22 protein-coding genes are annotated in these 26,001 nt (G+C 65.9%); 9 read left to right on the top strand and 13 right to left on the bottom strand.

The features are described from left to right. Positions 1-39 precede the first annotated feature (39 nt). From QME71_04505 to QME71_04535, 7 genes are all read right to left on the bottom strand, one after another. A complete protein-coding gene (locus tag QME71_04505; protein MDI6857561.1) occupies positions 40-453 on the bottom strand; it encodes a secondary thiamine-phosphate synthase enzyme YjbQ in 414 nt (137 codons plus the stop codon). Between the two features lie 17 nt (positions 454-470). Next, complete coding sequence (locus tag QME71_04510; protein ID MDI6857562.1) at positions 471-1,541, bottom strand: 4Fe-4S binding protein; 1,071 nt, start codon at positions 1,539-1,541, stop codon at positions 471-473. A 132-nt stretch (positions 1,542-1,673) separates the two neighbouring features. Continuing rightward, positions 1,674-1,943 carry a ferritin family protein gene (locus tag QME71_04515; protein ID MDI6857563.1) on the bottom strand — a complete coding sequence of 90 codons (270 nt, stop codon included), beginning with the start codon at positions 1,941-1,943 and terminating at the stop codon, positions 1,674-1,676. 91 nt (positions 1,944-2,034) lie between these two features. Further along, positions 2,035-3,162 carry a phosphotriesterase-related protein gene (locus tag QME71_04520; protein ID MDI6857564.1) on the bottom strand — a complete coding sequence of 376 codons (1,128 nt, stop codon included), beginning with the start codon at positions 3,160-3,162 and terminating at the stop codon, positions 2,035-2,037. A gap of 35 nt (positions 3,163-3,197) precedes the next feature. Then, positions 3,198-4,616 carry an alkyl sulfatase dimerization domain-containing protein gene (locus QME71_04525; GenBank protein ID MDI6857565.1) on the bottom strand — a complete coding sequence of 473 codons (1,419 nt, stop codon included), beginning with the start codon at positions 4,614-4,616 and terminating at the stop codon, positions 3,198-3,200. A 41-nt stretch (positions 4,617-4,657) separates the two neighbouring features. After that, positions 4,658-5,911, bottom strand: coding sequence for an alkyl sulfatase dimerization domain-containing protein (locus tag QME71_04530; GenBank protein MDI6857566.1), 1,254 nt, complete (start codon positions 5,909-5,911; stop codon positions 4,658-4,660). A gap of 56 nt (positions 5,912-5,967) precedes the next feature. Next, complete coding sequence (locus tag QME71_04535; GenBank protein ID MDI6857567.1) at positions 5,968-7,410, bottom strand: 4-hydroxyphenylacetate 3-hydroxylase N-terminal domain-containing protein; 1,443 nt, start codon at positions 7,408-7,410, stop codon at positions 5,968-5,970. 204 nt (positions 7,411-7,614) lie between these two features. Here QME71_04535 and QME71_04540 point away from each other — a divergent pair, with 204 nt between their 5' ends. The 7 genes from QME71_04540 to QME71_04570 all read left to right on the top strand — a co-directional run bounded on the left by QME71_04540 (position 7,615) and on the right by QME71_04570 (position 16,441). Beyond that, entirely contained in the window at positions 7,615-8,535 is a 921-nt protein-coding gene (locus QME71_04540) for a radical SAM protein (protein ID MDI6857568.1), read from the top strand. A gap of 152 nt (positions 8,536-8,687) precedes the next feature. Then, entirely contained in the window at positions 8,688-10,145 is a 1,458-nt protein-coding gene (locus QME71_04545; GenBank protein ID MDI6857569.1) for a hypothetical protein, read from the top strand. A gap of 199 nt (positions 10,146-10,344) precedes the next feature. Next, a complete protein-coding gene (locus tag QME71_04550; protein ID MDI6857570.1) occupies positions 10,345-10,893 on the top strand; it encodes a carboxymuconolactone decarboxylase family protein in 549 nt (182 codons plus the stop codon). 55 nt (positions 10,894-10,948) lie between these two features. Beyond that, a complete protein-coding gene (locus tag QME71_04555) occupies positions 10,949-12,181 on the top strand; it encodes a lactate racemase domain-containing protein (GenBank protein ID MDI6857571.1) in 1,233 nt (410 codons plus the stop codon). A 578-nt stretch (positions 12,182-12,759) separates the two neighbouring features. Continuing rightward, positions 12,760-13,881 (top strand): Coenzyme F420 hydrogenase/dehydrogenase, beta subunit C-terminal domain, encoded by a 1,122-nt coding sequence (locus QME71_04560; GenBank protein MDI6857572.1) that lies wholly within the window; start codon positions 12,760-12,762, stop codon positions 13,879-13,881. 32 nt (positions 13,882-13,913) lie between these two features. Then, positions 13,914-15,833 (top strand): thiamine pyrophosphate-dependent enzyme, encoded by a 1,920-nt coding sequence (locus QME71_04565; GenBank protein ID MDI6857573.1) that lies wholly within the window; start codon positions 13,914-13,916, stop codon positions 15,831-15,833. Then, the gene (locus QME71_04570) at positions 15,830-16,441 is read left to right on the top strand and encodes an indolepyruvate oxidoreductase subunit beta (GenBank protein ID MDI6857574.1); all 612 of its coding nucleotides are present in this window, start codon (positions 15,830-15,832) and stop codon (positions 16,439-16,441) included. Before QME71_04565 ends, QME71_04570 begins: the two co-directional genes overlap by 4 nt. Before the next feature lie 173 nt (positions 16,442-16,614). Here the strand turns inward: QME71_04570 and rodA are convergent, their stop codons facing one another. The 6 genes from rodA to ligA all read right to left on the bottom strand — a co-directional run bounded on the left by rodA (position 16,615) and on the right by ligA (position 24,512). After that, positions 16,615-17,727, bottom strand: coding sequence for a rod shape-determining protein RodA (gene rodA, locus QME71_04575; GenBank protein MDI6857575.1), 1,113 nt, complete (start codon positions 17,725-17,727; stop codon positions 16,615-16,617). A gap of 4 nt (positions 17,728-17,731) precedes the next feature. Beyond that, positions 17,732-19,630 (bottom strand): penicillin-binding protein 2, encoded by a 1,899-nt coding sequence (gene mrdA, locus QME71_04580; GenBank protein ID MDI6857576.1) that lies wholly within the window; start codon positions 19,628-19,630, stop codon positions 17,732-17,734. 39 nt (positions 19,631-19,669) lie between these two features. Then, positions 19,670-20,170 (bottom strand): rod shape-determining protein MreD, encoded by a 501-nt coding sequence (gene mreD, locus QME71_04585; GenBank protein ID MDI6857577.1) that lies wholly within the window; start codon positions 20,168-20,170, stop codon positions 19,670-19,672. Then, positions 20,167-20,991 (bottom strand): rod shape-determining protein MreC, encoded by an 825-nt coding sequence (gene mreC / locus QME71_04590; GenBank protein MDI6857578.1) that lies wholly within the window; start codon positions 20,989-20,991, stop codon positions 20,167-20,169. The genes mreD and mreC overlap by 4 nt, the downstream gene beginning before the upstream one ends. Before the next feature lie 93 nt (positions 20,992-21,084). Next, positions 21,085-22,149: a rod shape-determining protein gene (locus QME71_04595; protein ID MDI6857579.1), complete on the bottom strand. Its 1,065-nt coding sequence runs from the start codon at positions 22,147-22,149 to the stop codon at positions 21,085-21,087. A gap of 335 nt (positions 22,150-22,484) precedes the next feature. Further along, positions 22,485-24,512, bottom strand: a complete 2,028-nt coding sequence (ligA, locus tag QME71_04600; GenBank protein ID MDI6857580.1) for an NAD-dependent DNA ligase LigA — start codon at positions 24,510-24,512, stop codon at positions 22,485-22,487. A 114-nt stretch (positions 24,513-24,626) separates the two neighbouring features. Between ligA and hisH the strand changes: the two genes are divergently transcribed. Beyond that, entirely contained in the window at positions 24,627-25,271 is a 645-nt protein-coding gene (gene hisH / locus QME71_04605; GenBank protein MDI6857581.1) for an imidazole glycerol phosphate synthase subunit HisH, read from the top strand. 4 nt (positions 25,272-25,275) lie between these two features. Next, positions 25,276-25,989, top strand: a complete 714-nt coding sequence (gene hisA / locus QME71_04610) for a 1-(5-phosphoribosyl)-5-[(5-phosphoribosylamino)methylideneamino]imidazole-4-carboxamide isomerase (protein MDI6857582.1) — start codon at positions 25,276-25,278, stop codon at positions 25,987-25,989. Positions 25,990-26,001 lie beyond the last annotated feature (12 nt).

Consider the following 26,001-nt stretch of genomic DNA (forward strand, 5'->3'; position numbering starts at 1 on the left):
GATCTTAAGCGCGCCCCCGCCTGGCGTCAAAAGCGGCGCTTACTCGCCGATGACCTTGACGACCACCCGCTTGCGGCGCTGCCCGTCGAATTCGGCGTAGAACACCTGCTCCCACGGCCCGAGGTCGAGCCGGCCGTCGGTCACCGGCAGCACCACCTGGTGATGCAGGAGCGAGCGCTTCAGGTGGGCGTCGGCGTTGGTCTCGCCGGTGCGGTGGTGCCGGTAGTCAGGCCGGAACGGCGCGAGCTGCTCCAGCCACTCCCAGAGGTCCTGCCACAACCCCGGTTCGTTATCGTTCACCCAGATCGCCGACGTGATGTGCATGGCGCTAACGAGGCACAGGCCCTCGCGCACACCCGATTCCCTGACCGCCGCCTGCACGTCGTCCGTCACGTTTACGAGCTCTCGAGGCGACTTCGTATTGAACCAGAGGTAGTGGGTGTGCGTCTTCATCAGATGCGCGACCCGGCCTATGCGGTGACGACGCCGGGGATGAACTCCGGAGGGCGCACCACCTTCATCTTCAACGCCTCCATTGAGCAGCCGACGACGCAGGCGCCGCAGCCGAAGCACTTCTCCGCCTCGATCGCCGCCTTGAGGCCGTCATCCGTCTCCACCATCTCCACGGCGTCGAACTGGCAGCGGTCGACGCACAGGCCGCAACCGTTGCAGTCGTCCGGCGACGCCAGATAGGCCTCGTAGCGGCTCTTCTCCCACCACTGCGAGACCGGCACGCCGCCCTGGTCCATCGCCACGTACTCTTCACAGCAGTCGCGACAGCACTGGCAGCTCGTGTTGATGCCCGTCATGTTGGCGTTGTTCGCCCAGCGGTGGATAAGACCGTCCTCCTCGACGTCGTCGCAGAGCAGGAGCGCCTCCTCCAGCGACAGCTTGCGCCCCGAGCCGCGGTTGATGACGTATTCGGCGCCGCGCCCGAACTGGAGGCAGTGCCACGTCTTCGCCTCTTCCGTGTGGGCGCACTGCTCGCCGACCGCTGTCGTGCGGTAGCGGCAGGAGCAGGGCACGACGGCGATGATGTCCTGCGCCTTCAGGATTTCGTGGAAGTTCTCGGCGGGAAGGATGTCCGGCAGGTCTTTGATGGCGCGGTAAGCGGGGATTACCCGCGTGATGCGGGTGGTGGCCCCTTTGAACATCGCCGCCATGCGCGGGTACATCTCTTCCTTGCAGAAGTCGTGCCACTTCTGGAAGAACGGGCGGTCTTTTTCCGGGTCGAGGTTGCTGGTGGCCTGAACCGCGTCGTGGAGTTGGATGATCTGGCGCGCGAAGCGGTAGTACTCGCGGTTCGCGAAGTCCCCCTTCGGGAAGACCACGCCCTTGTAGTACAGTCTGTCGAGGCTCGCGCGCACCTGTTCCTCGGGGACGCCGGTCTTCTGCGCGACCTCGGCGATGCTGCCGGGCAGCGCCTCGGCGAGCGCGGCCTCTTCTTTTGTCATCAGCATCTCGAGGATGGAACGCAGGCGGGTCGATCCGGGAAAACCGAGCCTCTCGGTCAGCGTGTCGTATGCGTCTGTTTGAGTCATGTCGGCGACACTCCAATCTGCCTTCTTGGTCAAGGGATGGGCCAGTTTGATGCTCCAAATGCTACACGACAAGGCGCATAAGCGAAAGCAGCGGCGGGCGCCGCCGCTCAGGTGACGGCCTGCCGCGAGGCATTACCCCTCTTTCGGGCCCGCCTCGTAGTGGATCCAGGCCAGGCGCTTCTTCACGTCCTCGAGGTGCTCGGTGATGAGCTGCGCGTGCTTCGCCTCCTCACCGGCCAGCCAGTCGAGCATCTGCTTGCTTTCCGGCTTCCACGGCCGCTTCTGCGCCGATTCGAGGTAGAAGGCGCGCGCTTCGTGCTCTCGTCGCAGCGCGTCCTCCAGCACGCCGATTAGCTCATCCTCGTAGTACTCGTACTTCGTTCCCGCCGTCTGCTCCGACATCAGTCCCCCCAAAATCTCCGCTGATCTAACACGTTTGCAACGACCGTAAGATCGTATTTCAAAAGGCAGGAAAAGGGTAGTACCCGCCGCCTTAGTACGGCTGCACGTTCTCGAATATGCGGCGAGGGTTCTCCCGCGTCATTGTGTCTATCTGCACCTCAGTTACTCCCGCTTCCAGCAGCATCGGGATCACGTTGTCGATGATGTGGAAGTAGTTCCAGTCCGGCCCCAGCGCCGGCAGCGCCTCGGGCGGGAACCAGTCGAAATACACCATCGCGTCGTGCGAAAGCACCATCCGCTCCGTGTACCCCAGCTTGCAGAGCTCGGCAATGGTGGCCACCCGCTTCTCGGTGGACAGGTAGACTTCGAGGCCGAAGCGGTCCATCCCGATGTATGAGCCGCGGTCGAGCAGCTTCGTGAGGTAGCCAAGGTCGTCCGTGTCGCCGCTGTGCCCGATGATCACCCTCGACAGGTCGACGCCCTCGCTCTCGAAGATATCCTGCTGCTCCAGTCCGCGCTCCGTCCTCGCGTGGGTGTGCGTGGTTATGGGCGCGCCCGTGCGGAGGTGCGCCTGCGCCGCCGCCCGCAGCACCTTTTCCACGCCCGGCGTCACTCCGGGCTGATCGGTGGCGCACTTGATGACGGCGGCCCGCACGCTCGTGCCCTGGATGCCCTCCTCGATCTCGCGGACGAAGACATCCGCCATGTGCTCGACGCTGCGGCTGGCGAAATAGTGCGGCAGCTCGTCGTAGGTGTAGAGGCCGGTCGCGGGGATGACGTTTATCCCCGCCTTCTCGGCGATGGGGATGAGGAGCGGCACGTCGCGTCCCAGGCCGAGGACCGTCGGGTCGAGGATGGTGTCGACGCCCTTCGCCTTGAGCCGCGTGAGCGTTTCGACGGCGCGGTCGACCTCCGTCTGCTGGTCCCACAGGAACGGGAACTGGAACTGCACTCCCTCCGACCGCGAAAAGATGTGCTCGTGCATGAGGGTGAAGCCCATCTCGCCGGTGCTGATGGGGCCCGTCAGCGTCTCGACTGAGGGGCCGCTGATCTCCCGCCGCTGGGCGGTCGCCGTCGCCACAGGCTCCTCCTCCTTTTCGTCGCCGCCGCAGGCCGCGAGCGCGGCGCCCGCCAGCCCGGCCGCGGCGCCGGCTTCGAGCAATCTCCGCCGCGAGAGCCTCTTGCCCAGGACCTCCAGTCCCTCGACCCGTCGTTGCATCTTTCACCTCCATGACCGGCGTTTCGGGCCGCCGGCTAGCCCAGGCGCTCTTGCGCCTCCGCGGCCGCCCACTTGAAGGTGTTGCGCGCCATCATGTTGCCTTCGACGGCCGCCCGCGCTTCGAAAAGCTCTTTCGACAGCCGGCAGGCGTCCGTGTTGTCGGGCTGGGCCTTTCGCACCCAGCCGACGAGGTGGCACGCCAGCGTCAGGTCGCCTGCCGCCTGCAGCTCGCGCGCCCGCGCCAGCACGCGGTCGCTTCCCGCCAGCGCGACGATCTCTTGCGCCTGGGCGTCTGTCGCCGCAGGGAAGAAGTTCGCCGGGTCGCCGTCGTACCAGCCGCCGTACTCTCGCCACACGCCGTGGACGATGAACTTCGGGTGGCCGTATATCGGCGCAAGGTACGGCTCCGAAACGAGGTCCGCCGGCGGCTCCACTTCGCGCAGGATTTGCTCGAGCCACTGCCCGCGGTTCATCCGCTCTATCACCTGGTCGTGTATCGAGCGCAGGTAGCGGGCGACGTTGAGGGCTTTCGTCTGGACGTCCTGTTCACCCTCTATGGGCGCGCCGTGTCCCGGCAGCAGCAGCGAGGGCCGGACGCCCGCCATCGCTTCCAGGCCTTCTGCCCAGCCTTCGGCGAACCGCTGCACCTTCCACGGATTGCCGACGTTGGGGCACGCCCAGATGAAGAAGTCTCCCGAACAAACGAGTTTGCGCTCCGGCGCGTGGACCCACGTGTGGTCGTCCGTCTCGCCGATGCCGTGCACGAGCTCGAACTTCTCGCCGCCGACCTCCAGCGTCAGGCGGTCATCGTATGTCTCATCGGGGTAGACGAAGACAGGGGTCGGAGGTGGTTCGAAATCGGGTTCGATGGGGACGCCGAACTGGATGGAGTTGATGAACTTCGTCCAGCCGGCCATGCGTTCGTAGCGACGAAAGCGGCCGAGCACGCGCGAATGCGCGATGACGCGGGGCCGCGGATAACCCCTCTGCTGCGCGTCTTCCAGGAAAGCGGGGGCGCCGCCGACGTGGTCGTAGTGGCCGTGCGTGTAGACGATCGTGTGGACCGGCTCGTCCGTGCGCTTGCGCAGCTCTTCGACGATCGGCGGCCCGTTACCCTGAAGAGACGTATCGACGATGACGATGCCTTCGTCGGTGATGAGCGCGATGACGTTTCCAAAGTAGGGGAAGAAGATGGTACCCGGCGCCACTTCGCGTATGCCCTCCGGATTGCCGCCGATGCTGACGATGGAGCCGCTCGGCGGGGTGGCTGTGGGCGGCCCTTCACCCGGCGATGCAGCCCCCGGCGTCACTGTCTCTGTCGCCGCTTCCTCGCCTTCGTCGCAGCCCGCCAGGCTCAGGCCGGCGGCGCCCATCGCGAGGGCCCCCGCCTGCAACAGCTCGCGCCGCGAGAGGCGGCATCCCAGCAGTCCCCAGTCATTCTCCCAGGGTCTCATAGCACCACCCTTTCCAGGTTGCGAGGCAGGGCCTGCTGGGGCTATGAGCCCAAGCGTCGCTCCGCCTCTCTTGCCGCGCCCTTGAAGGTGTTGCGCGCCATCATGTTCACTTCTCGGGCGGCCCGAGCCTCGTAGAGCTCCTTGCTTAGCTGCCAGGCGTCGCGGTTCTCCGGCTCGGCCTTCGTCAGCCAGTCAACGATGTGGCAGGCAAGCGTCAGATCGCCTTCGGATTGAAGCTCACGCGCCCGCGCCAGCAGCTTCGCGGCGCCTGCCGCCGCGACGATCTCCTTTGCCTGGCTCACGGTCGGCGCGGGGAAGAAGTTCGCGGGATTGCCGTCATACCAGCCGCCGTACTGCCGCCACACGCCGTGAACGATGAACTTGGGGTGGCCATAGACCGGCTGGAGATATGGCTTTGCCGCCAGCTCCGGCGGCGGTTCCACCTCCCGCAGTATCTGCTCCAGCCATTGCCCCTGGTTCATCCGCTCGATAACCTCCTCGGCGATCGAGCGGAGGTAGCGGGCGGTATCGAGGAGGACGGTCTGCGCTGCCTCGTCGCCGCGAACGGCGGGCCCGTGCCCGGGGAGAAGCAGGTCGGGGTGCAGGCTGGCCATCGCTTCCAGCGCTTCCGCCCATCCCTCGGCGTAGCGTTGCACTTTCCAGGGGTTGCCGACGTTCGGACAGGCGGAAACGACGAAGTCGCCCGCGCAGATGGCGTTCCGCTGCGGCGCCCAGACCCAGGTGGCGTCGTCCGTCTCGCCGACGCCTGCGCGGAGTTCGAAGGGCTCGCCGCCCACCACCAGGGTCATGCGCTCATCGTAGAGGACGTCTGGATAGATGAACGGCGGCTGAGGCGGCGGCTCGGCGCTTGGCCCCGCCCGTCGCGCCCACTGGATCGAGTTGATGAACCAGGTCTGGCGCGCCATTCGTTCGTAGCGGTGCAGCCGGTCGGGCACCCGCCGCTGGCCGATGACGCGCGGCCGTGGGTGGCCCCGTTCGCGGGCGTCCTCGATGAAGTGGTTGGCGCCGGGCGCGTGGTCGAGATGGCCGTGCGTGTAGATGATGCTGTGGATGGGCAGGTCCGTTATCTCTCGCAGCTCCTGCAGCACCTCCTTGCCGCTGGCATAGCTGGACGCGTCGACGAGGACGATGCCGTCGCCGGTCAGAAACGCGACGACGTTTCCGAAGTAGGGGAAGAAGAAGGTGCCCGGGGCAACCTCCTGCGTTCTTCCCAGTCGCCCCCGTGTCTCGATTTCGACGATTGACGCCCTTTCGGGCGACTGCTCCGACACCATGGTCTAGTCCTCCAGCAACCTGACGAAACTCGTGTTCGGGCGGCGGAGCGCAGCTCCTAGTCCTTCGGCTCCACGCCGGCGGCGAGCAGCGCCATGTCCCGGTACTGCTTCAGCGGCGATTCGTAGAGGATCATCATCCGCTGGGCCGCCATCGAGCCCTCCGCGTGGACTGTCGTCACCTCCATGTGGGCGCTGTCGGCGGAAGCGACCATGTTGTGCGCTAGCTGCACCACCCGCATGCGTTCCTCGGCCGTGTACTTCGGCGACGCGCTGAGGTAGTGGTTCAGGTAGCCGTGTATCTCCTCGTTCTGCCAGTCCAGGTACGTCGGCATCGTCGTGATGATCCCGCCGGAGATATCCTGGATGAGCTTAATGATCTCGTGGTAGTTCTTGGCGAAGTGCAGCTTCGCCATGTTGGTGATGAGCGGGCTGGGAACGCAGATCTCGCCGTAGTAGACAGGCGTCTTGATCGCCGCCTGGCCCAGCGCCTTCAACGTCTCAACGTAGGCGACCACTTCCGACAGCTTGTCGCGGATGTGCCCGACGTTGCCAAGTCCGTTCACGTCGGCCATCGCCAGGGCGATCCCGCCGAGGATCTCGACGATCGGGATCTTGTAGGAGACGGCGGTGAAGCGGTGGTAGGTCGCGAAGGTGTAGGCGAGGAGCATAGAGTATTGCCATTCGCCCGCCAGGAACACTCGCTCCCAGGGCACGAACACGTTGTCGAAGACGATCATCGCCTCGACGAGCCCGCGGTTCGGCCGGTTGGAGGGGAACTCCGCCGGCGAGCGGTCGCCGTGGCCGGGGCGGCAGATGAGGCTGATCCCGGGGGTCGCGACCGGGATCGCGAACGAAACGGCGTAGTCGGCCTCGTCCTCGCGCATCTGGCGCGTCGGCACCACGAGCAGCTCGTTGGCGGCGGGAGCGCCGGTGATGTGTATCTTCGCCCCCTTGACCACGATGCCGTCCTTGTTGCGGTCGACGATGTGGACATAGTAGTCGGGGTGGACCTGCTTCGAGGGCACCTTGCTGCGGTCGCCCTTCACGTCGGTGACGGCGCCGCATAGCATGAGGTCGTTCGCGCGCAGGTGCTCGAGGTAGGCCTTCGCGCGCTCTTTGTACTCGGGCTTCCCCATCTGCTCTGCGGTGGCCATGATGGCGTTCAGGCAGTCGGTGCCGATGTCTTTGCCGAAGGGGAGCCCGCCGGTGAGCCGGATCGACTGCTGGACCATCTGCATCCGCTTTTCGATGTCGTCAGGCGTCTTCGGCGTGGTGAAGTAGCGGCTTATCGGCTCGCCCGTCTCCGGGTGTTCGGCGACGAAGAGGTCGCGTATCGCCGGGTCCTTCGACTCCGTGAGGACGAAATCGGCGGCGGCGGTCTCAGTGTTTATCTTGAGGATGCGATGGGTCGTTACGTCCTCCACGCGCTCGCCGAACATGTAGACGACGCGCCCGTCTCTCAGACTCTGCCTGTACTCTTCTGGTGTGCGGATAGCCATGTCTCACCTCTCCTGCTACCGGCTCCCCTGTTGCGGAGAGCGCCCTTTTTCGCAGGGCTACAATAGGCAACGCCCATTTAACACGCAAGGCAGCCGAGATGGAGCGCTCTTGCCTGCGCTTCTTTCGCTTCCCCTCCTGCCGGACAGTCCATAGGAGGTAGTTGCGGCCTAATGTAGAATGATTATAGTAAAGGCAGACTCAAGATGCGTGCGGACAACAGTTCCAGCTTCCTTACATACGAACTTCCACCCATACGCCCACCGAGCGAAGCGCGCTCCCTGCTGATCAGGGTGATGCGCGGCTGCCCCTGGAATTACTGCACGTTCTGTTCCGTGTACAAGGACCTGCCGCGAAAGAACATGCTCCGCTCCACCGATGAGGTGAAGGGCGACATCGATGCGCTGCGGGCGAGCGCCGACGAGCTGCGCGCGCAGGGGTACCGCGTGGAGCCGAGGACTGCCTTCCTCGCCGATTCGAACGCCGTGATCATCAAGACCGAAGATCTCATTGACATAATCGCCTACCTGCGGGCGGCCTTCCCCTCGCTGGAGCGGGTCACTTCGTATGCGCGCGCCAAGACGCTGCTTGCGAAGGACACGGGCGAGCTGCGGTTGCTACACGACGCGGGGCTTGACCGCCTGCACGTCGGTCTGGAAAGCGGCGACGACGGCGTCCTCGCCACCGTGAAAAAGGGCGCGACGGCACGAGAGATGACGGAGGGCGGCCGCAAGGCGAAAGAGGCGGGCTTCGAGCTGTCGCTGTACATCATGCCCGGTCTGGGAGGCACGGCGCGGTCGGCCGACCACATCAGGGGCACCGTGGACGTGCTGAACGCGGTCGACCCCGACTTCATCCGTGTCCGCCCGCTTCAGGTCGTCCCCGGCACGCCTCTTTTCGACGACATGATAGCGGGCGCGTTCGAGCCCCTGTCGCTGGTGGAGATGCTGGAAGAGTTGCGGCACATCGTCGCCGGTCTCCAGACGACGGGCAACATCTGTTTCGATCACTTTATGAACGCGCCGATCTTCGACCAGAGCTGGGAGGGGTACAAGCTCCCCGAATCGAAGGAGCACTTGCTGACGATCATGGATGAGGCGCTTGCCTCAGCGGCGAGGCGCAAATGAAGCGGCGCGCGGAGGGGTCATAGGGGATTTCCCGATGCGCCCTTTTCTCTCTGATCGTGATAATCGAAAGAGAGGGTGTTCAGGCGCCCCCTTCAGATTGACGTCGGGTTGGGCCTCGAAGGGATCGGTTGAACTGCGAAGGACCGCGAAAGATGCACCTTGTCTATAGCCTCTTCACATTCCTCTGGAGTATTACTTTTCCCCTTGCCGGAAACGGTTCAGCGAACGTATACGGCGACATCAGCCAGGCGTGCAGCACCGCCGCGCCCGGCACCGCTGCGGTCACGTTCCGGTGGCCGCAGGCGGGTGGCGCCCTTCAAGTGTGGGTCGATCTCAGCCTGTACGATAACGGCTTTCGGTCCGGCAGCTTTGTCGGCGCGGGGCCTTTCGGTTCCCAGGCCACGTCTTACACCTGGCATGGCATCAGGCCCGGCCTCCCGCACTACTATCGTGTCACCGCCCTGTACGCCGACGGCTGGCGCACAATCAAGAGCGGCGGCTTCATCTCCGGCCACTGCAGCCCAGCGGCGGCGCTTCTTCTGCCGCCTCAACAGCAGTGCAGCGTCCAGGAGCCCGGGAAGGTGCAGGTCACGTTCCGTTGGGCGCCTGCCCTTGCCGCCGGCGCGGAGCAGTGGCTGGACCTCAGCCTTTTCGATAACGGCTTTGCGCCCGACACCTTCGTAAGCCACGGGCCGATACAAGGCGGCGTTTGGGAGCACACGTGGGACGGGCTGGCCCCGGGACTCCGGCATCAGTGGCGTGTCAATACGCTCCAGGGAGGCGCCTGGTATCCTTCCACCGCCTCTTTCACGACCCTTAGCTGCGGGGCATCCGCTGCGCCCAATCCTGCCTTGCTCCAATTGAGGGACAGTCTCGCCGCCCAGATGCAACAGTGGAGCTTTGATTCGGCGGTGGCCGTGACCGATCTGCAGACCGGGGAAACCATAGATGTCAACGGGAACGTCCCTCACCACGCCGGCTGCAGCATCAACTTCTTCGTCCTTCTCTCCGTAGTCATGGACTTGGAGCAGGGGCGCTACCCGGAAAGCTACGTCGGCGACCTCATTGCCCGCACGATCTACAGCAGTAACCCCATCACTGCCCGCACGCTCCTGATCCAGACCGGCGGAAGCGTGCCGGCGGGCGTCTTGAAGATCGGCGATCTGATGCGGCGGCTGGGTCTCCAGGTCTCCTTCTTCGATCATCCGCCGGCGTACTACGAAGAGTTCTCACTGATGGGGCTGGCCAACGTCCTCACGGCGAACGAGATGAACCGCGCCCTCGCTTCCTTCTACCACGGCGGAGTCGTCGGCTTCTTCTGGCGCGATTACTTGATGCAGAAGATGGTGGGCGTGAAGCCGGGGTTACAGTACCTCATCCCGGCGGGCGTGGGCGGCGGCGTCGTCTCCCACAAGAACGGCTTCAGCTGGGTCCCCGGCGGCTGGATCGATAACGACATCGGCATCGTCACCTTCAGCCGCGGCGGCGTGACGTATGCCTACGCGATTTCGTTCTTCACCCAGAACGTCCCTTACGAGTACGCCGATATCCCCCTCGGCCAGACCGTCTCGCGGCTGGTCTGGCAGTACTTCTCCAACCGCTACCCGTAACAATTGGCCGCCGACCAGGGCCTGTTCCGGCGCCGTCCAGGAGCGCCATCCTGTGCCCACGGTGCGTCTGCCCCAACCGAGACCGAAGGCGGCGAGACGGGATTCTGACGGTATTCCGCCGCTGGCGGCAAGAACTACGCTCCGCATATAATCAGAAGTTGCCGCTGAGCGCAGTCCGGGAGTCGATAAGGAGGGACTAATGGCCCGTGTGAAGTACGTGAGCGCTGCTGACGCCATCGGAGATGCCCGCGTGGTGTTCGCGAAGTGGGAGCAGGAGGGCCGCGACCCCATAAACCTGCACCGCATCGTCGCCAATAGCCCCAACGCCCTGCGCAACTTTCTGCGGCTGGGCAACTCGCTCCTTCTCTACGGACAGCTTGCTCCCCGCTTGCGTGAGCTCGCCATCCTGCGCATTGCCCAGATCACGGGCGCCGAGTACGAGTGGGTGCACCACGTCCCGATAGCGGAGGAAGTCGGCGTCAACCATGCGGAGATATCCCATCTCGATGATTGGCAGTACCGCCCCGAGTTCGATGATCGGGAGAAGGCGGTGGTCCGGTATACGGAGGCGGTGACAAGGGACGTTGAGGTGCCTGACGAAGTCTTCGATGAGCTGCGCAAGCACCTGAGCGAGCCGGAGATAGTGGAGCTGACGCTCGTCTGCGGCTACTGGGGAATGGTAGCGCGACTCATCGTCGCCCTCAAGATCGATATCGAGCCCGATTTCCAGCGCTTTCTCTCTGCTTAGGGGCAGCGTGCCGCGCGATATCCGGTGATGAGATGAGGCGACAAAGGAGCCGGCGATGAGGGTGAAGGTCCCCCAATTGATCTTTGACGGCAATACGGAACTGGAGCTGGACTTTCCGTCCGGCTGGGAGGTGACATTCTGCGCTCCGCCGGCCTACGACCGTCCCGAGATGTCGCCGGGGCAGATGCAGCAGGCGTTTGACCGGCCGGTCGGGTCGCCGCGGCTGCGCGAGATGGCGGCGGGGAAGCGGGAAGCGGTGATCATCTTCGACGACATCACGAGGCCCACGCCCGTCGGGCAGATCGCGCCGTATGTGCTGGGCGAGCTGGATGCGGCGGGAATGGCCGACGAGCAGATACGGTTCGTCGTCGCCTCCGGTACGCACGGCGCCCACGACAACCACGCGCTGCGCAAGAAGCTGGGCCAGGAGATAGTGGAGCGCTACGCCGTCTACAACCACAACCCGTACGAGAACTGTGTCGAAGTGGGCACAACGGGCCTGGGCACTGTCCTTTCCATCAACCGCGAGGTCATGGCGTGCGATTTGAGAATCGCCATCGGCGGCGTGCTGCCGCATCCGCAGGCGGGCTTCGGCGGCGGCGGGAAGATACTGCTTCCCGGCGTCTCTCACATCGACAGCATCGACCAGTTCCACCGCACGATATTCGGCAGCCCGCCGAACGTCGTCGGCATGGGAAACTGGGACGAGAACCCGATGCGCCGCGAGACGGAGGATGCGGTGCGGCTGGTGGGGCTCGACTTCCTCGTGAACGTGCTGATGAACGGTCACGGGGCGGTGATGGACCTCGTGGCGGGGGCGCCGCTGCCAGCGCATCATGAGGGGGTCCGGCGCGCGAAGGAGGCGTACGCCACCGTGCCCGCGACTAACGTCGACATAGCGGTAACCAACGCCTACGCCAAGGCCGGCGAGGCCGCGATTGCGATCATCGCCGCCGTCCGCTCGCTAAAGCCGCAAGGCGGGACCATCGTCATGATCATGAACTGCCCCGAAGGACAGGTGGTGCACTATTTGCTGCGCCAGTTCGGCAAGGAGTACGGCGGCCGGCAGTACACGCCGCGGGGGATGCTGCCGCCTCAGTTCAAGCTGATCATCCTTAACCCGCTGCCTGACCTGACATGCACCGACCTCTTCGTGGACCGCCGCTCGGTGATCTGGGCGAAGACGTGGGATGAGGTGATGTCGCGCCTGCGGGAGCTGCACCCGGACGGCGCGAAGGTGGCGGTCTACCCCGATGGTACAGCACAGTACCTGCGCGCGCCGGACTAGCGATGGCGTGAGTCCGGCCGGTCTGTCAGCGGAGAGGAAACGGATAAGCGGATGGCTGAAGCGGCGCCTGCGGTGAAGCTGCGCCGACGGCGCTCTGCGGATGCAACGTCTGGCCGCTAGCATCGCGCCGCTCATACGCTGAAGGGGCGACCATCTGCAAGCAAGCGCCGTTGTTCTGCTGAAGCGGTGTCCAGCCACTTGGCACTCCGTCGTGGCGGGCAAGAAGCCCGCTCTATTGTGGGCGTCCAGCCACTTGGCACTCAGTCGTGGCGGGCAAGATGCCCGCTCTATTGTGGGCGTCCAGCCACTTGGCACTCCGTCGTGGCGGGCAAGAAGCCCGCTCTATTGGAGAGATGTGGCCGTCAACGATAGCCGCCCCAGTCTGTTCTTTCAGTCCGGCTTCCTGCTATCATCCCCCCAGAGTTGTAGATAGCGCCGCGCCGCAGTTCGGCCGCCTCTTCGGCCGTGCACGCGGCTGGCCTCCTGTGCGGCGTAATGCTACAATTTGACATGTGGATACTTTCAAAATCGCTAGCCGGCCGAGGACCGGACTCGACCGTCTCTGAAGGGGGGAGGAGATGAGCCCCGACATCAAGGGCGGCCGCCAGCTACTGGCCGACGTCATAAACCGTGACCTGTGCAGCCTCTGCGGCGCCTGCGTCGGCATGTGCCCCTACCTCACCGCCTACAAGGGACGCGTCGTTGCCCTCGACGACTGCAACCTCGACCAGGGCCGTTGCTACGCCTTCTGCCCCCGCACCACGACCGACCTCGATGCCGCGTCCCGCGCCGTCTTCGGCGCCCCGTACGACGCCGGGCCCATCGGCAAGGCGAGGGATGTCTTCATGACGCGCTCCGCCGCCGGCGACGTGCGGTCGCGCGGCCAGTACGGGGGCACCGTCAGCGCCCTGGCCGCCTTCGCCCTGGAGCGCGGCCTCATCGATTCCGCCGTCCTCACCGCTACCGGCGGCGGCATGCTGCCCGAAGGGACGCTCGTGCGCGCCGCTTCGGAGGTCATCGGCTGCGCGCGTTCGAACTACGTCGCCGCGCCGACGCTCGCCGCCTTCAACCGGGAAGCGCGCCGCGAGGACGTCGCGAAGGTGGGCGTCGTGGCCACCCCCTGCCAGGCGCTGGCGCTGGCGAAGATGCGCGCCTCGCCGCTCGAGAACCGCAACAACGCCGATAAGCTCGGCCCCGTCATCGGTCTCTTCTGCACCTGGGCGCTGCGCTACCAGGAGTTCGCTCGCTTTCTGCGGGAGAAGGTGGCGCTCAACGAGATCAAGAAGTTCGACATTCCGCCGCCGCCTGCCAACGTCTTTCAGGTCTTTTCCGACTCCACGTCGCTTTCCATCCCCCTCGACGACGTCCGCGGCTTTATCCGCAACACCTGCAACCTCTGCCTCGACATGACGGCGGAGCTTGCCGACGTATCCGTGGGCGCGGCCGAGGGCGTCGAGGGATGGAACACGCTCATCGTGCGCAGCGACCGCGGCGCGGAGCTGGTCGAGGCCGCGCGCGCGGCCGGCGTCCTTGAGGTCGACGCTCTCCCTGACGAGAACCTGAACCACCTGAAAGGCGCGTCGCTGGGAAAGCGGCGGCGGGCGTTCGCCAACATCGCGGCGATGACGGGCAGCGAGAGCGACCTGTTGTATCTCGACATAAGCGACGAGCTGCGCCGCAGGCTCGTCGAGGGCGAATAACCGGAGCGTCTTCTGGCAAAGGGGCTGCTGACATGGCAAACGTAGCGACGTTCGAAGCGGGCACCGCCCAGCTCCTCATGGGCAACGAGGGGATCGCCAGGGGCGCGCTGGAGGCCGGCATCGGCTTCGCCAGCGCCTACCCCGGGAACCCGTCGTCGGAGATAATCGGCACCCTCGCGGACGTGGCCGCCGACGCCGGCATCTACGTCGAGTGGTCGATCAACGAAAAGGTGGCGCTGGAAGCCGCTGCTGCCGCCGCATTCGCGGGCGTGCGGTCTATCTGCGCCATGAAGCACAACGGGCTCAACGTCGTCCTTGACTTCCTCATGGGGCTGAACGTGACGGGCACAAAAGCCGGCCTTGTCCTCGTTACCTGCGACGACCCCGGCGCACTCTCCAGCACCGAAGAGGAGGACTCGCGGCCGGTCGCGAAGTGGGCCTGCGTCCCCCTCCTCGAACCGGCGACCTTCCAGGAAGAGAAGGACATGACCCGCTGGGCGTTCGAGCTCTCGGAGCAGTTCAAGACGATGTTCCTGCTCCGCGGCGTCACGCGCACCTCCCACGCCCGCGGCGACGTGCGCATCGGCGAGCGCCTGCCCCCTAACCGGGAAGCGCGCTTCACCGTCGACGTGCCCCTCCAGTACACGGCGATCCCGGCGCCTCCCAAGCACATGGCCGCTCACCAGCGGCAGGAGCGCATCCGCGAGGTCTTCGAGGAGGCGCCCTTCAACTGGTACCAGGGCCCCGAGAAGCCCGAACTGCTCATCGCCACGTGCGGCAGCGGCTGGTTCTACTCCATCGAGGCCGTGCGGGCGCTGAAGGCGGAGGACCGCGTCGGCATCCTCAAGCTGGGCACGACCTGGCCCCTGCCGGAGAAGCTGGTGCGCCGGAACTTGGCCCGCGCCGAGAAGGTGCTCGTCGTCGAGGAAATCGACCCCTTCCTCGAGAATAACCTCAAGGAGCTCGTGGGCGAGGACCCGGCCGCCGTCGGCCCGAAGAAGTTCTACGGCAAGCGCAGCGGCCACATCCCGTCGGCGGGCGAGATCAACCCCGACATCGTGACGGCGGCGCTGGCGAAGATTCTCGATATCGAGCACGCGCCCGTCGACCCCGACTACTCGCAGAAGGCGCTTGCCCTCACTTCGTTCTTCGTCCACCCGCGCATGGTCGGGTTCTGCGCCGGCTGTCCACACCGCGCGACGTTCTGGTCGGTCAAGAACGCCCTCAAGCTCGACGGACGCGACGGCTTCGTGACCGGCGATATCGGCTGCTACACGATGGCCGTCGGGCCCACCGGCTTCTGGCAGCTCAAGACGGCGCAGGCGATGGGCTCGGCGGCGGGCATGGCGTGCGGCTTCGGCAACCTGAAGGGCCTCGGTTTCAAGCAGCCGGTCATCGCGGCCTGCGGCGACTCCACCTTCTTCCACGCGACGATCCCGGCGCTTATCAGCGGCATCTACAACAAGGCCGATTACATCCTGCTGGTGCTCGATAACAGCGCCACCGCCATGACCGGCTTCCAGCCTCACCCCGGGACGGGACGCACCGCCACCGGCGGGCCCGCGCCCGCCATCGACATCGCCGACGTCTGCCGCGCCCTCGGCGTCCGCACCGAGGTCACGGACCCGTTCGATCTTCAGGGCACGACGGAGAAGCTGCTCGACCTGCTGGAGGACGATGGCAAGGTGAGGGTGCTGGTATCGCGGCGCGAGTGCCAGCTCGTGCGGGCGCGTCGCGAGAAGGCGCCCTACGTCATGCGGGTGGACCAGGAGAAGTGCATCGGCGAGACCTGCGGCTGCGCACGCCTCTGCACGCGCGTCTTCCAGTGCCCCGGCCTGATATGGGACGCGGCGAAGGGCGCCGCCCGTATCGACGAGGTGATTTGCGCGGGGTGCGGCGTCTGCGCCGACATCTGCTCGGCGGGGGCGATTATCAGAGAGGCTGCCCAATGACGAAGAACAAGGACCCGCTGAACATAATAATCACCGGCGTCGGTGGCCAGGGGAACGTCCTGCTGTCGCAGTTCGTGGGCAAGGCGCTCGTTCGCGAGGGCTACCACGCGACCATCGGCGAGACGTACGGCGCGTCGCAGCGGGGAGGCGCCGTCATGAGCCACCTGCGCGTGTCTCGCGACACCCAGTACGGGCCGCTGATCGCGCAGGGCCAGGCCGACATTGTCCTCGGCCTCGAGCCCCTGGAGACGATGCGCGTCCTCTCGCAGTATGGCAACTCGGAGGTCGTCGTCATCACCAACTCGCGCCCCATCTTCCCCGTCGCCGTCACCACCGGCGAAGGCGTCTACCCATCGCCGGAGCAGATACAGTCGACCCTCGAAGCGCTGTCGAGCAAGTGCTGGGTGGTCGACGCCACGGAGATCGCGCTCGAGATGGGGGCGCCGATCCTGGCGAACATCATCATGATGGGCGCGCTCGTGGGCGCGGGACTGCTGCCGATCGGCGCGGCGGCGTTCGAGGCGGAGCTGCGCGACAGCTTTGCGGGCGAGCGGCTGGAGACGAACCTCGCCGCGTTCCGCCGCGGCATGTCCCTCACCGCTTCCTGACGGTCTTGTTTTCCATGCTGTTGTTCACAATGTAGGGGAGGGCTTCAGCCCTCCCGAAACGTGTCCCCTGTGAAGCGCGGCCGCGAGAACGGCCGCGCAGTTCGTCCCTCCGCCGTGTCTCTTGCGGCTTTGGCGGCGCGATTCATCGCGCGCACAGCGGCGGGCGGCGCCGGTCACCACGGGCGCAAGCGCTGGTGGATGCGGATGCTCTGTAATATCCCCAGGGCGATGAACAACGTGATCAGCGAGCTGCCCCCCTGACTGATGAACGGAAGCGGGATCCCGGTTACCGGCAGCAACCGGATGTTGACCCCCACGTTGATGAACACCTGGAACAGGATGTAGGCGACGATCCCTATCGCCGTCAGGCGCCCGAACGGATCCTGGCACAGCCGCGCCGTCCGCAGCGCCCTCAGCAGCAACACCACGAACAGCGCGAACAGCACCATCGCCCCCACGAAGCCGAGCTCTTCCCCCAGCACGCTGAATATGTAGTCGGTCGTCTGCGTCCGCAGATAGTCGAGCTGCGTCTGCGTCCCCTCCGTCAGCCCTTTCCCGAACCACCCGCCGGAGCCAATGCCGATCTCCGCCTGTAAGGTGTTGAAGCCCGAACCCAGCGGGTCGCTCTCCGGGTCGAGAAACGTCTGGATGCGCTCGCGCTGATAGTCGGTGATGAGGGCTATCAGGATGAAGGGCAGCGACGCCAGCAGTGCGCCGGCGAGACCGAGGATGTGGGCCGACCGCGCCCCGGCGATGATAATCATCGACAGCCAGATCGCGAGCAGGATCACCGCCGATCCGAGGTCGGGCTCGGCGAAAACGAGCAGCGTCGGCAGCAACGCTATCCCCAGCGAGGTGAGGAAGACCTTGAGTTCGCCCAGGCGCTCCTGGCGGTCGCTGAGGTACTTGGCGAGCACGATGATCAGCGCCAGCTTGGTTATCTCCGACGGCTGCACCTGCGTCCCGCCGATCTCGATCCAGCGCCGCGAGCCGTATATGGCGTCGCCGAGGACGAGGACGAACAGGAGGGTGGCGATGGACAGCAGGTACAGGAGGCCGGCGGCGTAGCCCCACAGGTGGTAGTCCGTCCGCGTCGCCAGCAGCATGACGGCCACCCCCAGGACGGCGAAGGTGATCTGGCGCGCAACAGGGTTTGCCAGGGTCTCTGCCGCGCTCTCGTAGCTGGGGAGGCTGCCGCTGTAGATGAGGATGATGCCGTAGGCCACGAGCGCCAGGCTCGTAAGCAGCAGGACGAGGTCGAAGTTGCGGATGTGCCGGACGTACAAATTGCTACCCCGCGCTCTTCCGACTGAAGAAGTAGTTGAGAATCTGGCCACCGATGGGTGCGGCGTTCTTGGCGCCGTTCCCTTTCTCGAGGAAGACGACGACCGCGACCTGCGGGTCGTTCGCGGGGGCGAAGCCGGTGAACCAGCCGTGGGTGGCGTAGTGGCCGCCGCCGAGGTCGGGCCCGAATTCCGCCGTGCCGGTCTTGCCTGCCACGCTCACGCTCGATGCGGCAGCCGTCGTCGCCGTGCCCCAGCTCACCGCCTGTCGCATCCCTTCCCGCAGCACCGACAGGTTCTCGTCGCTGACGCCCGTCTCTCCCGTGACCCGCGGCACAAAGGGGACGACGGTGTTGCCAGCCGGATCGATGATCTCCCTCACCACCCGCGGCAGCATCACGTGGCCGCCGTTGGCGACCGCGGCCGTGACTTGCAGCATCTGGAGCGGGGTCGTCGTCACGTACCCCTGTCCGATGCTGAAGTTGTACGTGTCGCCGATGAACCAGCCCTCGCCCAGCTCGCGCTCCTTCCACTCCGGGTCGGGCACGTTGCCCTCGGCCTCGCCGGGCAAGTCGACGCCCGTCGGTCTGCCCAGACCAAAGCGACGGCAGTACTCCGCGAGGCGCTCTGCGCCGAGGCCGCGGAACAGCTCCACGCCGTTTTCGTAGTACCCTCCGCCCAGGTAGTAGAAGTACACATCGGAGGACATGGCCACGCCGCCGTAGAAGTTGAGCGTCCCCAGCGCCGACCAGTCGCGGAAGACGTAGAGGATGCTCGGGTCGTACTCGTTGGGCACGGTGATCGATCCGTGGCTGGTGATCGTCGTGCCCGCGTTCGCCACCCCCTCCTGGAGGGCTGCCGACGCTGTGATCTGCTTGAACGTGCTTCCCGGCGGGTATACCTCCGAGATGGCGTGGTTCACGAGCGGCTTGCGCGGGTCGTCGAGCAGCGCTCTGAACTGCTCCTCCGTGATGTCTGTGAACATGTTGTCGTCGAAGCCGGGCAGCGAGACCAGCGCCAGCAGCTCGCCGGTGTGCACGTCCATCACCGCCGCGACCGCGTTGAGGGAGTCGCCCATGGCGGCCTGCAGGATCTCCGCCGTCTTTTGTTGCAGATCGAGGTCGATGGATAGCACGAGGCTGTTCCCGGGCACCGCGGGCGACGAATCGAGCGTCGAGATCTCGCGGCCGCTGGCATCGACCTCCACCTGGCGGTAGCCCGGCGTCCCGCGCAGCACCTCCTCGTACTGGAGCTCCACGCCGGACTTGCCCACGCGGTCGTTCATGCCGTAGCCCTTCGACTTCAGCTCTTCGTACTCGTAGTCCGCCACCTGTCCCACGTAGCCGAGAATGTGCGAAAGCACGGGCTGTCCCCCGTAGCGCCGGACGGGCTCGACGACCAGCCGGACGCCCGCCAGCTCGGCCTCGGCCTCCCGCACGGCGAACGCCTTCTCCGGCTCGATGCCCGATTTCACGATCAGCGGCGTGTAGGGGTCATTGCTCGAGCGTCTCTCTTCCAGGTCCTTCGATACGTCGGCCGGGGAGACGCCGAGCAGCTTCTCCAGCCACTGGAGCACCGGCTCCTCCTTCTCCTCCGGCAGGTCGGCGGGGACAACGCCGACAGAGAAGCGGGGGACGTTCTCGACCAGAGGGACGCCGTTGCGGTCGAAGATGAGGCCGCGCGAGGGCATGACGGGGACGACGCGCAGGCGGTTGTTCTCCGCCCGCTGCTGGTAGGCCTCGCCCTCGAACACCTGCAGGCGCAGGAGTTGCAGCGTGAGGACCGCGAACGCCGTGAGGACGAGGAGACGGAAGTAGAAGAACTTGTCCCTTAGCCGTTCGGCGTCGCTTAATGGTTCGCTCTTCGGCGAGCGCCAGCGTCTTTGCTGCTGTCTGAAGAGCCGCATCGACACTCCCTGTTCTGCACGCTGGAAAACCCGCTCAGGTTATCGCAGGCTGCGGGCTCTTCGCAGGTCTCTGCTCATCCAGTTGACGAGCCAGTACAGCGGCGGCGTAAACAAAGAGCTTACTATCGATACCGGCAGGGTGACCCAGAAGAAGCTTTCCCACCACTGCACCGTCTCCCCTCTGAGTGCCAAGGTTACCAAAAAGATGGTCTCGTAGACCATAGCGGAGACGAACACCATCACTATCGAAAGAAGGACGTCGCTTTCCGTGAGGCGGGCCTCGCGCACCTCCGCCAGCAGTATCAGCGGGGACACGGCCAGCAGGGCGACGCCCATCGGTTGCCCATCGACGAGGCCGAGCGCGAGGCCGCCCAGCGGCACGACGATAAGTCCTTCCCGCTGTCCTCGCAGCACGACCCAGCTCACGAGGACGATCAGCACCAAGTTCGGCGTTGCCCCGAAGATGGGGAACGATGGCAGCACGGCCGATTGCAGGAGGGCGGCCGCCAGCAGCAGCGCCGCCGCAAGCCAGTACCTCATGGCCCCACAAGCTCCAGCGGCAAGAAGCTCGTCAGCACGAGCACCGTTTCCAGGTGACCCAGGCGGGCCAGCGGCTGCACCGAGACCTTCTTGAACAGCTCCTGACGGGTGCTCTCCACCGCCGTAACCTCGCCGATGACAAGTCCCGCCGGATAATGCCCTCCGATTGCCGACGTCACCACGACGTCGCCTTCGTTCACGGCCGCGCCCTGAGAGACGAACTCGATCGAGAGCGTGTGGTTGTAGCTCCCCGTTACCACGCCCTGCGCCCGCGACTCCTGCACCATCGCGGAGACGGCGCTGTTGGGGTCGGTTATGAGGGTGACCCAGGCGTGGTTCTCAAGCACGGCCGTCACCGTTCCGACAAGGCTGTGCCCTTCGCTGACCACCACCATCCCCTCGCGAAGGCCGTCGCGCTTCCCGCGGTCGATGGCGACCAGCTCCTTCAGGTTGCTGGGGTCTTTCGCCAGGACGTTCGCCGCCAGGTACTCCTCCTCCGGGTGGGCCTGCTCGATGCGCAGCAGCTCCTCGAGCTGCTCGAAGCGTATCTCGCTCTCGCGCAGCCGCGTCAGCTCCTCTTTGAGCTTTTCGTTTTCCTCGCGCAGCGCCTTGTTCTCGTCCGACAGCTCGCCCACTTCGGTCACGTTCGACAGCCAGTCGGCGATGGGGTCGGAAACGTTTCTCAGCCCGCGCTGGAGCGGAGAGATGGCGCGGTGCGTCCACTCTTCCACGGGGTCGAGGACGCCCCACCGCGAACCGGCGATGAGCGCAACGCTGATGACGAGAAGCGCCGCTGTCCAGTGCACGGGCCGCGAGGTCAAGGTCGCACGTTCCTTCCATTCACAGCGTCGCTAGAGTAGAGCAGCGCGGGGGATGCCGCAAGCGGAGAAACAGGGCGAACAGGGGGTGGAAGCCTAGCGCAGCGGCTTCCTCGCTGCCAGGTTCGATTGCACTTTCGCCAGCAGCGCCGCCTCCTCCAGCACCTCCCCCGTGCCGCGCACGACGCAGCTCAGCGGGTCCTCGGCGACGTATACGGGGAACTTCGTCTCCTGCGCCAGCCGCCGGTCGAGGCCGCGCAGCAAGGCGCCTCCGCCCGCGAGCGCGATCCCCCGGTACATGAGGTCCGCCACCAGCTCGGGCGGCGTTATCTCGATGGTGGAGCGCACGGCGTCGACGATGGCGCTTATCGAGCCGGAGAGGGCGTCGCGGATCTCGACGGTGCTCACCTCGACCGATTTCGGGAGGCCCGTCGCGAGGTCGCGTCCGCGTAGCACGACGGTACTCTCTTCCTCCAGCGCGAACGCCGATCCTGCCTCGATCTTTATCTCCTCCGCCGTCCGCTCGCCGATGAGCAGGTTGTGGACCTGGCGGGCGTAGGCCATGATCTCCTGGTCCATCTCGTCGCCGGCGACGCGTATCGACGTGGCGACGACGATGCCGCCGAGGGCGATGACCGCTACCTCGGTCGTGCCGCCGCCGATGTCGACGATCATGCAGCCGCTGGGCTCCATGATCGGGAGGCCGGAGCCTATGGCCGCCGCCATCGGTTCCTCGACCAGGTAGCAGGCGCGGGCGCCGGCGTTAAGGGCGGCGTCGTGGACGGCCCGCTTCTCCACCTCGGTCACGCCGCTGGGGATGCCGATGACGACGCGCGGCCGCGGAATACCGAACCCCGACCGCTCGTGCACGGTGCGTATGAAGTACTGGAGCATGCGCTCGGTGACCTGGAAGTCGGAGATGACGCCGTCGCGCATGGGCCGGACGGCGATTATGTTCGAGGGGGTGCGGCCGACCATCCGCTTGGCCTCAGCGCCGATGGCGAGGATCTTCTTGGAGACGCGGTCGATGGCGACGACGGACGGCTCGTCGATGACGATGCCGCGCCCCTTGACCATGACCATAGTATTGGCGGTGCCCAGGTCGACCCCGATGTCGTGAGAGAAGAGGCCGAGCAGGGCGGAGAGCGGGTTGATCAAGATGCCTCTCCCTGGCGTGGCGGGAATTACGCCACACAGCGCGAAGGGCATTATAGCCCAGGCGCGGCGTGAAGAGAAGAGGGGGAGAAAAAGAAGTCTGCTTAGCGCTTAGGAATGGGCCGAAACCCTATCCAAAGCTGAACACATGAAGCACCTCAGCGGCTTTCGCGCTGTTGAACGAGTTGTGGGAACCCATTCCGAATGGTTACCGGTCGACCTGCTGATGCCCCGCCGGGCCGCAAGCCTGCCCGGCCGGCAGGCGGGCAAGCCCCGTCCCGCTCCTGAAGCGTCGTCCGGCCGCAAGCGACCTTCGTCTTTCCCTTCTCCGGGCCAATCGCCTAGGCGGCGCCGTGGCGGCGGAGCAGCTCCAGGAACTCCTCTTCCGATAGCGTCTTCGTGCCGTACTGCTGCGCCTTCTGGAGCTTCGAGCCCGGGTTCTCGCCCACCACCAGGTAGTCGGTCTTGCGGGTCACGCTGGAGCCTGTCTTAGCCCCCAGTCGCTCAAGCTTCTCCTCCGCCTCCGCGCGCGAGAAGCTGCTCAGCGTGCCGGTGACGACGAACTGCTGTCCGCCGAGGGGCCCTTCCGCCGGCCGCCCGGCCCGCTCACCCTCAAGGCGGACGCCCGCTTTCCGCAGCTTTTCGATGAGCCGCCGGTTGCCCTCGACCTGGAAGTAGGCGCGGATGCTCTCAGCGATCTTGGGCCCGATGCTGGGGATAGACTGCAACTCCTCGACGCTCGCGTTCGCCAGGGCGTCGAGGCTGCCGTACTCCTGCGCCAGGATTTCCGCCACCTCGCTGCCCACGTGCCGGATGCCGAGGGCGAAGATCACGCGCGACAGCGGCCGCTCCTTGCTCCCTTCGATTGCGTCGAGCACGTTCCGGGCGCTCTTTTCCGCCATGCGCTCGAGGCCGACGAGCTGTTCCATCTTGAGGTAGTACACGTCGGCGGGGTCTTTCACGAGGCCTGCCTGCATGAGGGCGGCGGCCAGCTTCTCGCCGATGCCCTCGATGTCCATCGCCCCGCGGGAGACGAAATGCTCGAGCTGCCGGAACGCCTGCGCCGGACAGGCTGCGTTGGGGCAGTAGCTCATCGCCTCGCCCTCCTCGCGGTACACGGGCGCGCCGCATGACGGGCAGCGCTCCGGCATCCTGTACTCGCGCTCCTTCCCCGTCCGCAGGCTGACCACCGGCCCGACGACCTGCGGAATGACGTCGCCCGCGCGTTGCACGATGACCGTGTCGCCGACGCGGATATCCTTGCGCCGGATGTCGTCCTCGTTGTGGAGGGTGGCCAGCTTGATCGTGACGCCGCCCACCTTCACCGGTTCGAGGACGGCGTAGGGGTTGAGGCTGCCCGTGCGACCCACGTTCACGCCGATGTCGACGAGCTTCGTTGTGGCCTGGATGGCGGGGAACTTGTACGCGATCGCCCATCGCGGCTCGCGCCCGACGACGCCGAGGCGGTCGTGCAGCTCCATGTCGTCGATCTTCACCACCATGCCGTCGATGTCGTAGTCGAGCCGTTCCCGCTGTTCGAGCAACTCCTTCCCCACCTCTTGCGCCTGGTCGATCGTGTTCACGAGGCGGTTGCCGGGGTTTGTGCGGAACCCCAGCGAACCCAGCCATTTGAGCGATTCCCAGTGCGAGCGCGGCGCCGAGTCTTCCGACCAGCCGAGCTGGTACACGAAGATATCGAGAGGTCGGCGGGCGGTCACGCGCGGGTCGAGCTGGCGGACGGAGCCGGCGGCGGCGTTGCGCGGGTTGGCGAAGAGCGGCTGGCCTTCGTTGGCGCGCTCCTCGTTCAGGCGCTCGAACCCCTTCTTCGTCATGTACACTTCGCCGCGCACCTCGAAGCGCGACGGCGCGTCCCTGCCCACGCTCAACGGGATGCTGCGGATGGTGCGCAGGTTCTCGGTGATGTTCTCGCCGCGCCAGCCGTCGCCGCGCGTGGCCCCCTGCACGAAGCGGCCGCCCTCATACACCAGCGCCACCGCCAGCCCGTCCATCTTCGGCTCGCACACCAGCGCGAAGTCGTCGCGACCGGAGAGGGCGGTGGCGCGACGGTGCCAGGCGCGCAGTTCTTCTTCGTTGAAGGCGTTCGCGAGGCTGAGCAGCGGCAACCGGTGCTGGACTATTCCGAACGCTTCCACCGGCTGCCCGCTCACCCGTTGCGTCGGCGAGTCGGGCGTGATGAGCTGCGGAAAGCGCTGCTCGAGCGACCGCAGCTCGCGCATCAGCTCGTCGTACTCGGCGTCGCTTATCTCCGGGCTATCGAGGACGTAGTAGCGGTAGTCGTGGTAGGAGATGAGCGAGCGCAGCTCTTCGACCCGTTGTTTTGCCTCTTGCAGCGCAACGTCTTCGGCCATTTCCGACGCTCCAATGAGGATGATAAGCGCTTCGAATCGAGTATAGCAGGCGTAACGCACTCTTAACAGAACGGTGCATGTTGCTGTGTTAGAATAAGAAACCGAGGTCTGGAAATGCGTATCGTGGTTGTCGATTACGGAGCGGGGAATCTGCGCAGCGTCGAGCGCGCCGCCGACCACGCCGGCTATCGCGCGGCCATCAGCAGCAACCCGGCCGACGTGGCGTCGGCGGACTGCCTCATCGTGCCCGGTGTGGGCGCCGCCGCCGACACGATGCGCAACCTGCGGGAGCGGCGCCTGGTTGAGCCCGTCCTCGGCTTTCTGGCCTCGGGACGCCCCTTCCTTGGCATATGCATGGGGATGCAGGCGCTCCTCACTGTCAGCGAAGAAGGCGGTGAGCACGCCTGTCTGGGCGTCATACCCGGCCGGGTGCGGCGTCTGCCCCCCGGCCTCAAGGTGCCGCAGATGGGCTGGAACACCGTCGACCAAAGGCATCGCCACCCCGTCTTCGAGGGCATCCCCGACGGCTCGTACTTCTACTTCGTCCACAGCTACTACCCGGCGCCGGACGACGATGCCGTCGTGATCGGCGAGACCGACTACGGAGTCGTTTTCCCGAGCGTCGTCGCGCGAGATAACATCGTCGCTACCCAGTTCCACCCCGAGAAGAGCGGCGACGTGGGGTTGCGCTTCTACCGTAACTTCCTGGCCTGGGCCGCGGAGCGCAGCCGGGACAGGACGCTCGCGACCGGGAGGTAGAGTGATCGAGATCATCCCTGCCATTGACATCCGCGGCGGGCGGTGCGTCCGTCTCTATCAGGGCGACTATGCCCGCGAGACCGTCTTCTCCGACGACCCCGTTTCCATCGCCCGGCGCTGGCAGAAAGAGGGCGCGACCCGTCTTCACCTCGTCGACCTCGACGGCGCGCGCGAGGGAGTGCCCGTGAACGATACGGTCATCAGGGAAATCGCCCGCACCGTGAGCGTTCCCTGCCAGGTGGGCGGCGGCATCCGCACCGTCGAGGCCATCGGACGCTATCTTCAGTCGGGCGTCGACCGGGTGATCTTCGGGACGGCGGCGGTCGAGGACGAGCCGCTTGTAGCCAGCGCCTGCGAGGCCTTTCCCGGCGCCGTCGTAGTCGCTGTGGACGCCCGCGGCGGGCAGATCGTGATCAGGGGCTGGCTCCAGCAGTCGGGCGAGAATGCCGAGGAGCTGATGCGGCGGCTTGCCGGGCTGGGCGTTTCCCGTTTCGTCTACACCGACATCGCCCGCGACGGCACGCTCTTGGGGCCGAACTTCGTCGCCATCGAACGCGCCGCCAGGGTGGTGAACGTACCCGTCATCGCTTCCGGCGGCGTGAGCAGCGTCGACCACGTGCGGCGTCTGGCCGAGATCGGCGTCGAAGGGGTCATCCTCGGCCGCGCCCTGTACGAGGGCGCTCTCACGCTGAAGGACGCCCTTAACGCCGCTTCCTGAGGCGGGCTAACC

The organism is Dehalococcoidia bacterium (assembly GCA_030018455.1).
Lineage (GTDB): Bacteria > Chloroflexota > Dehalococcoidia > DSTF01 > JALHUB01 > JASEFU01.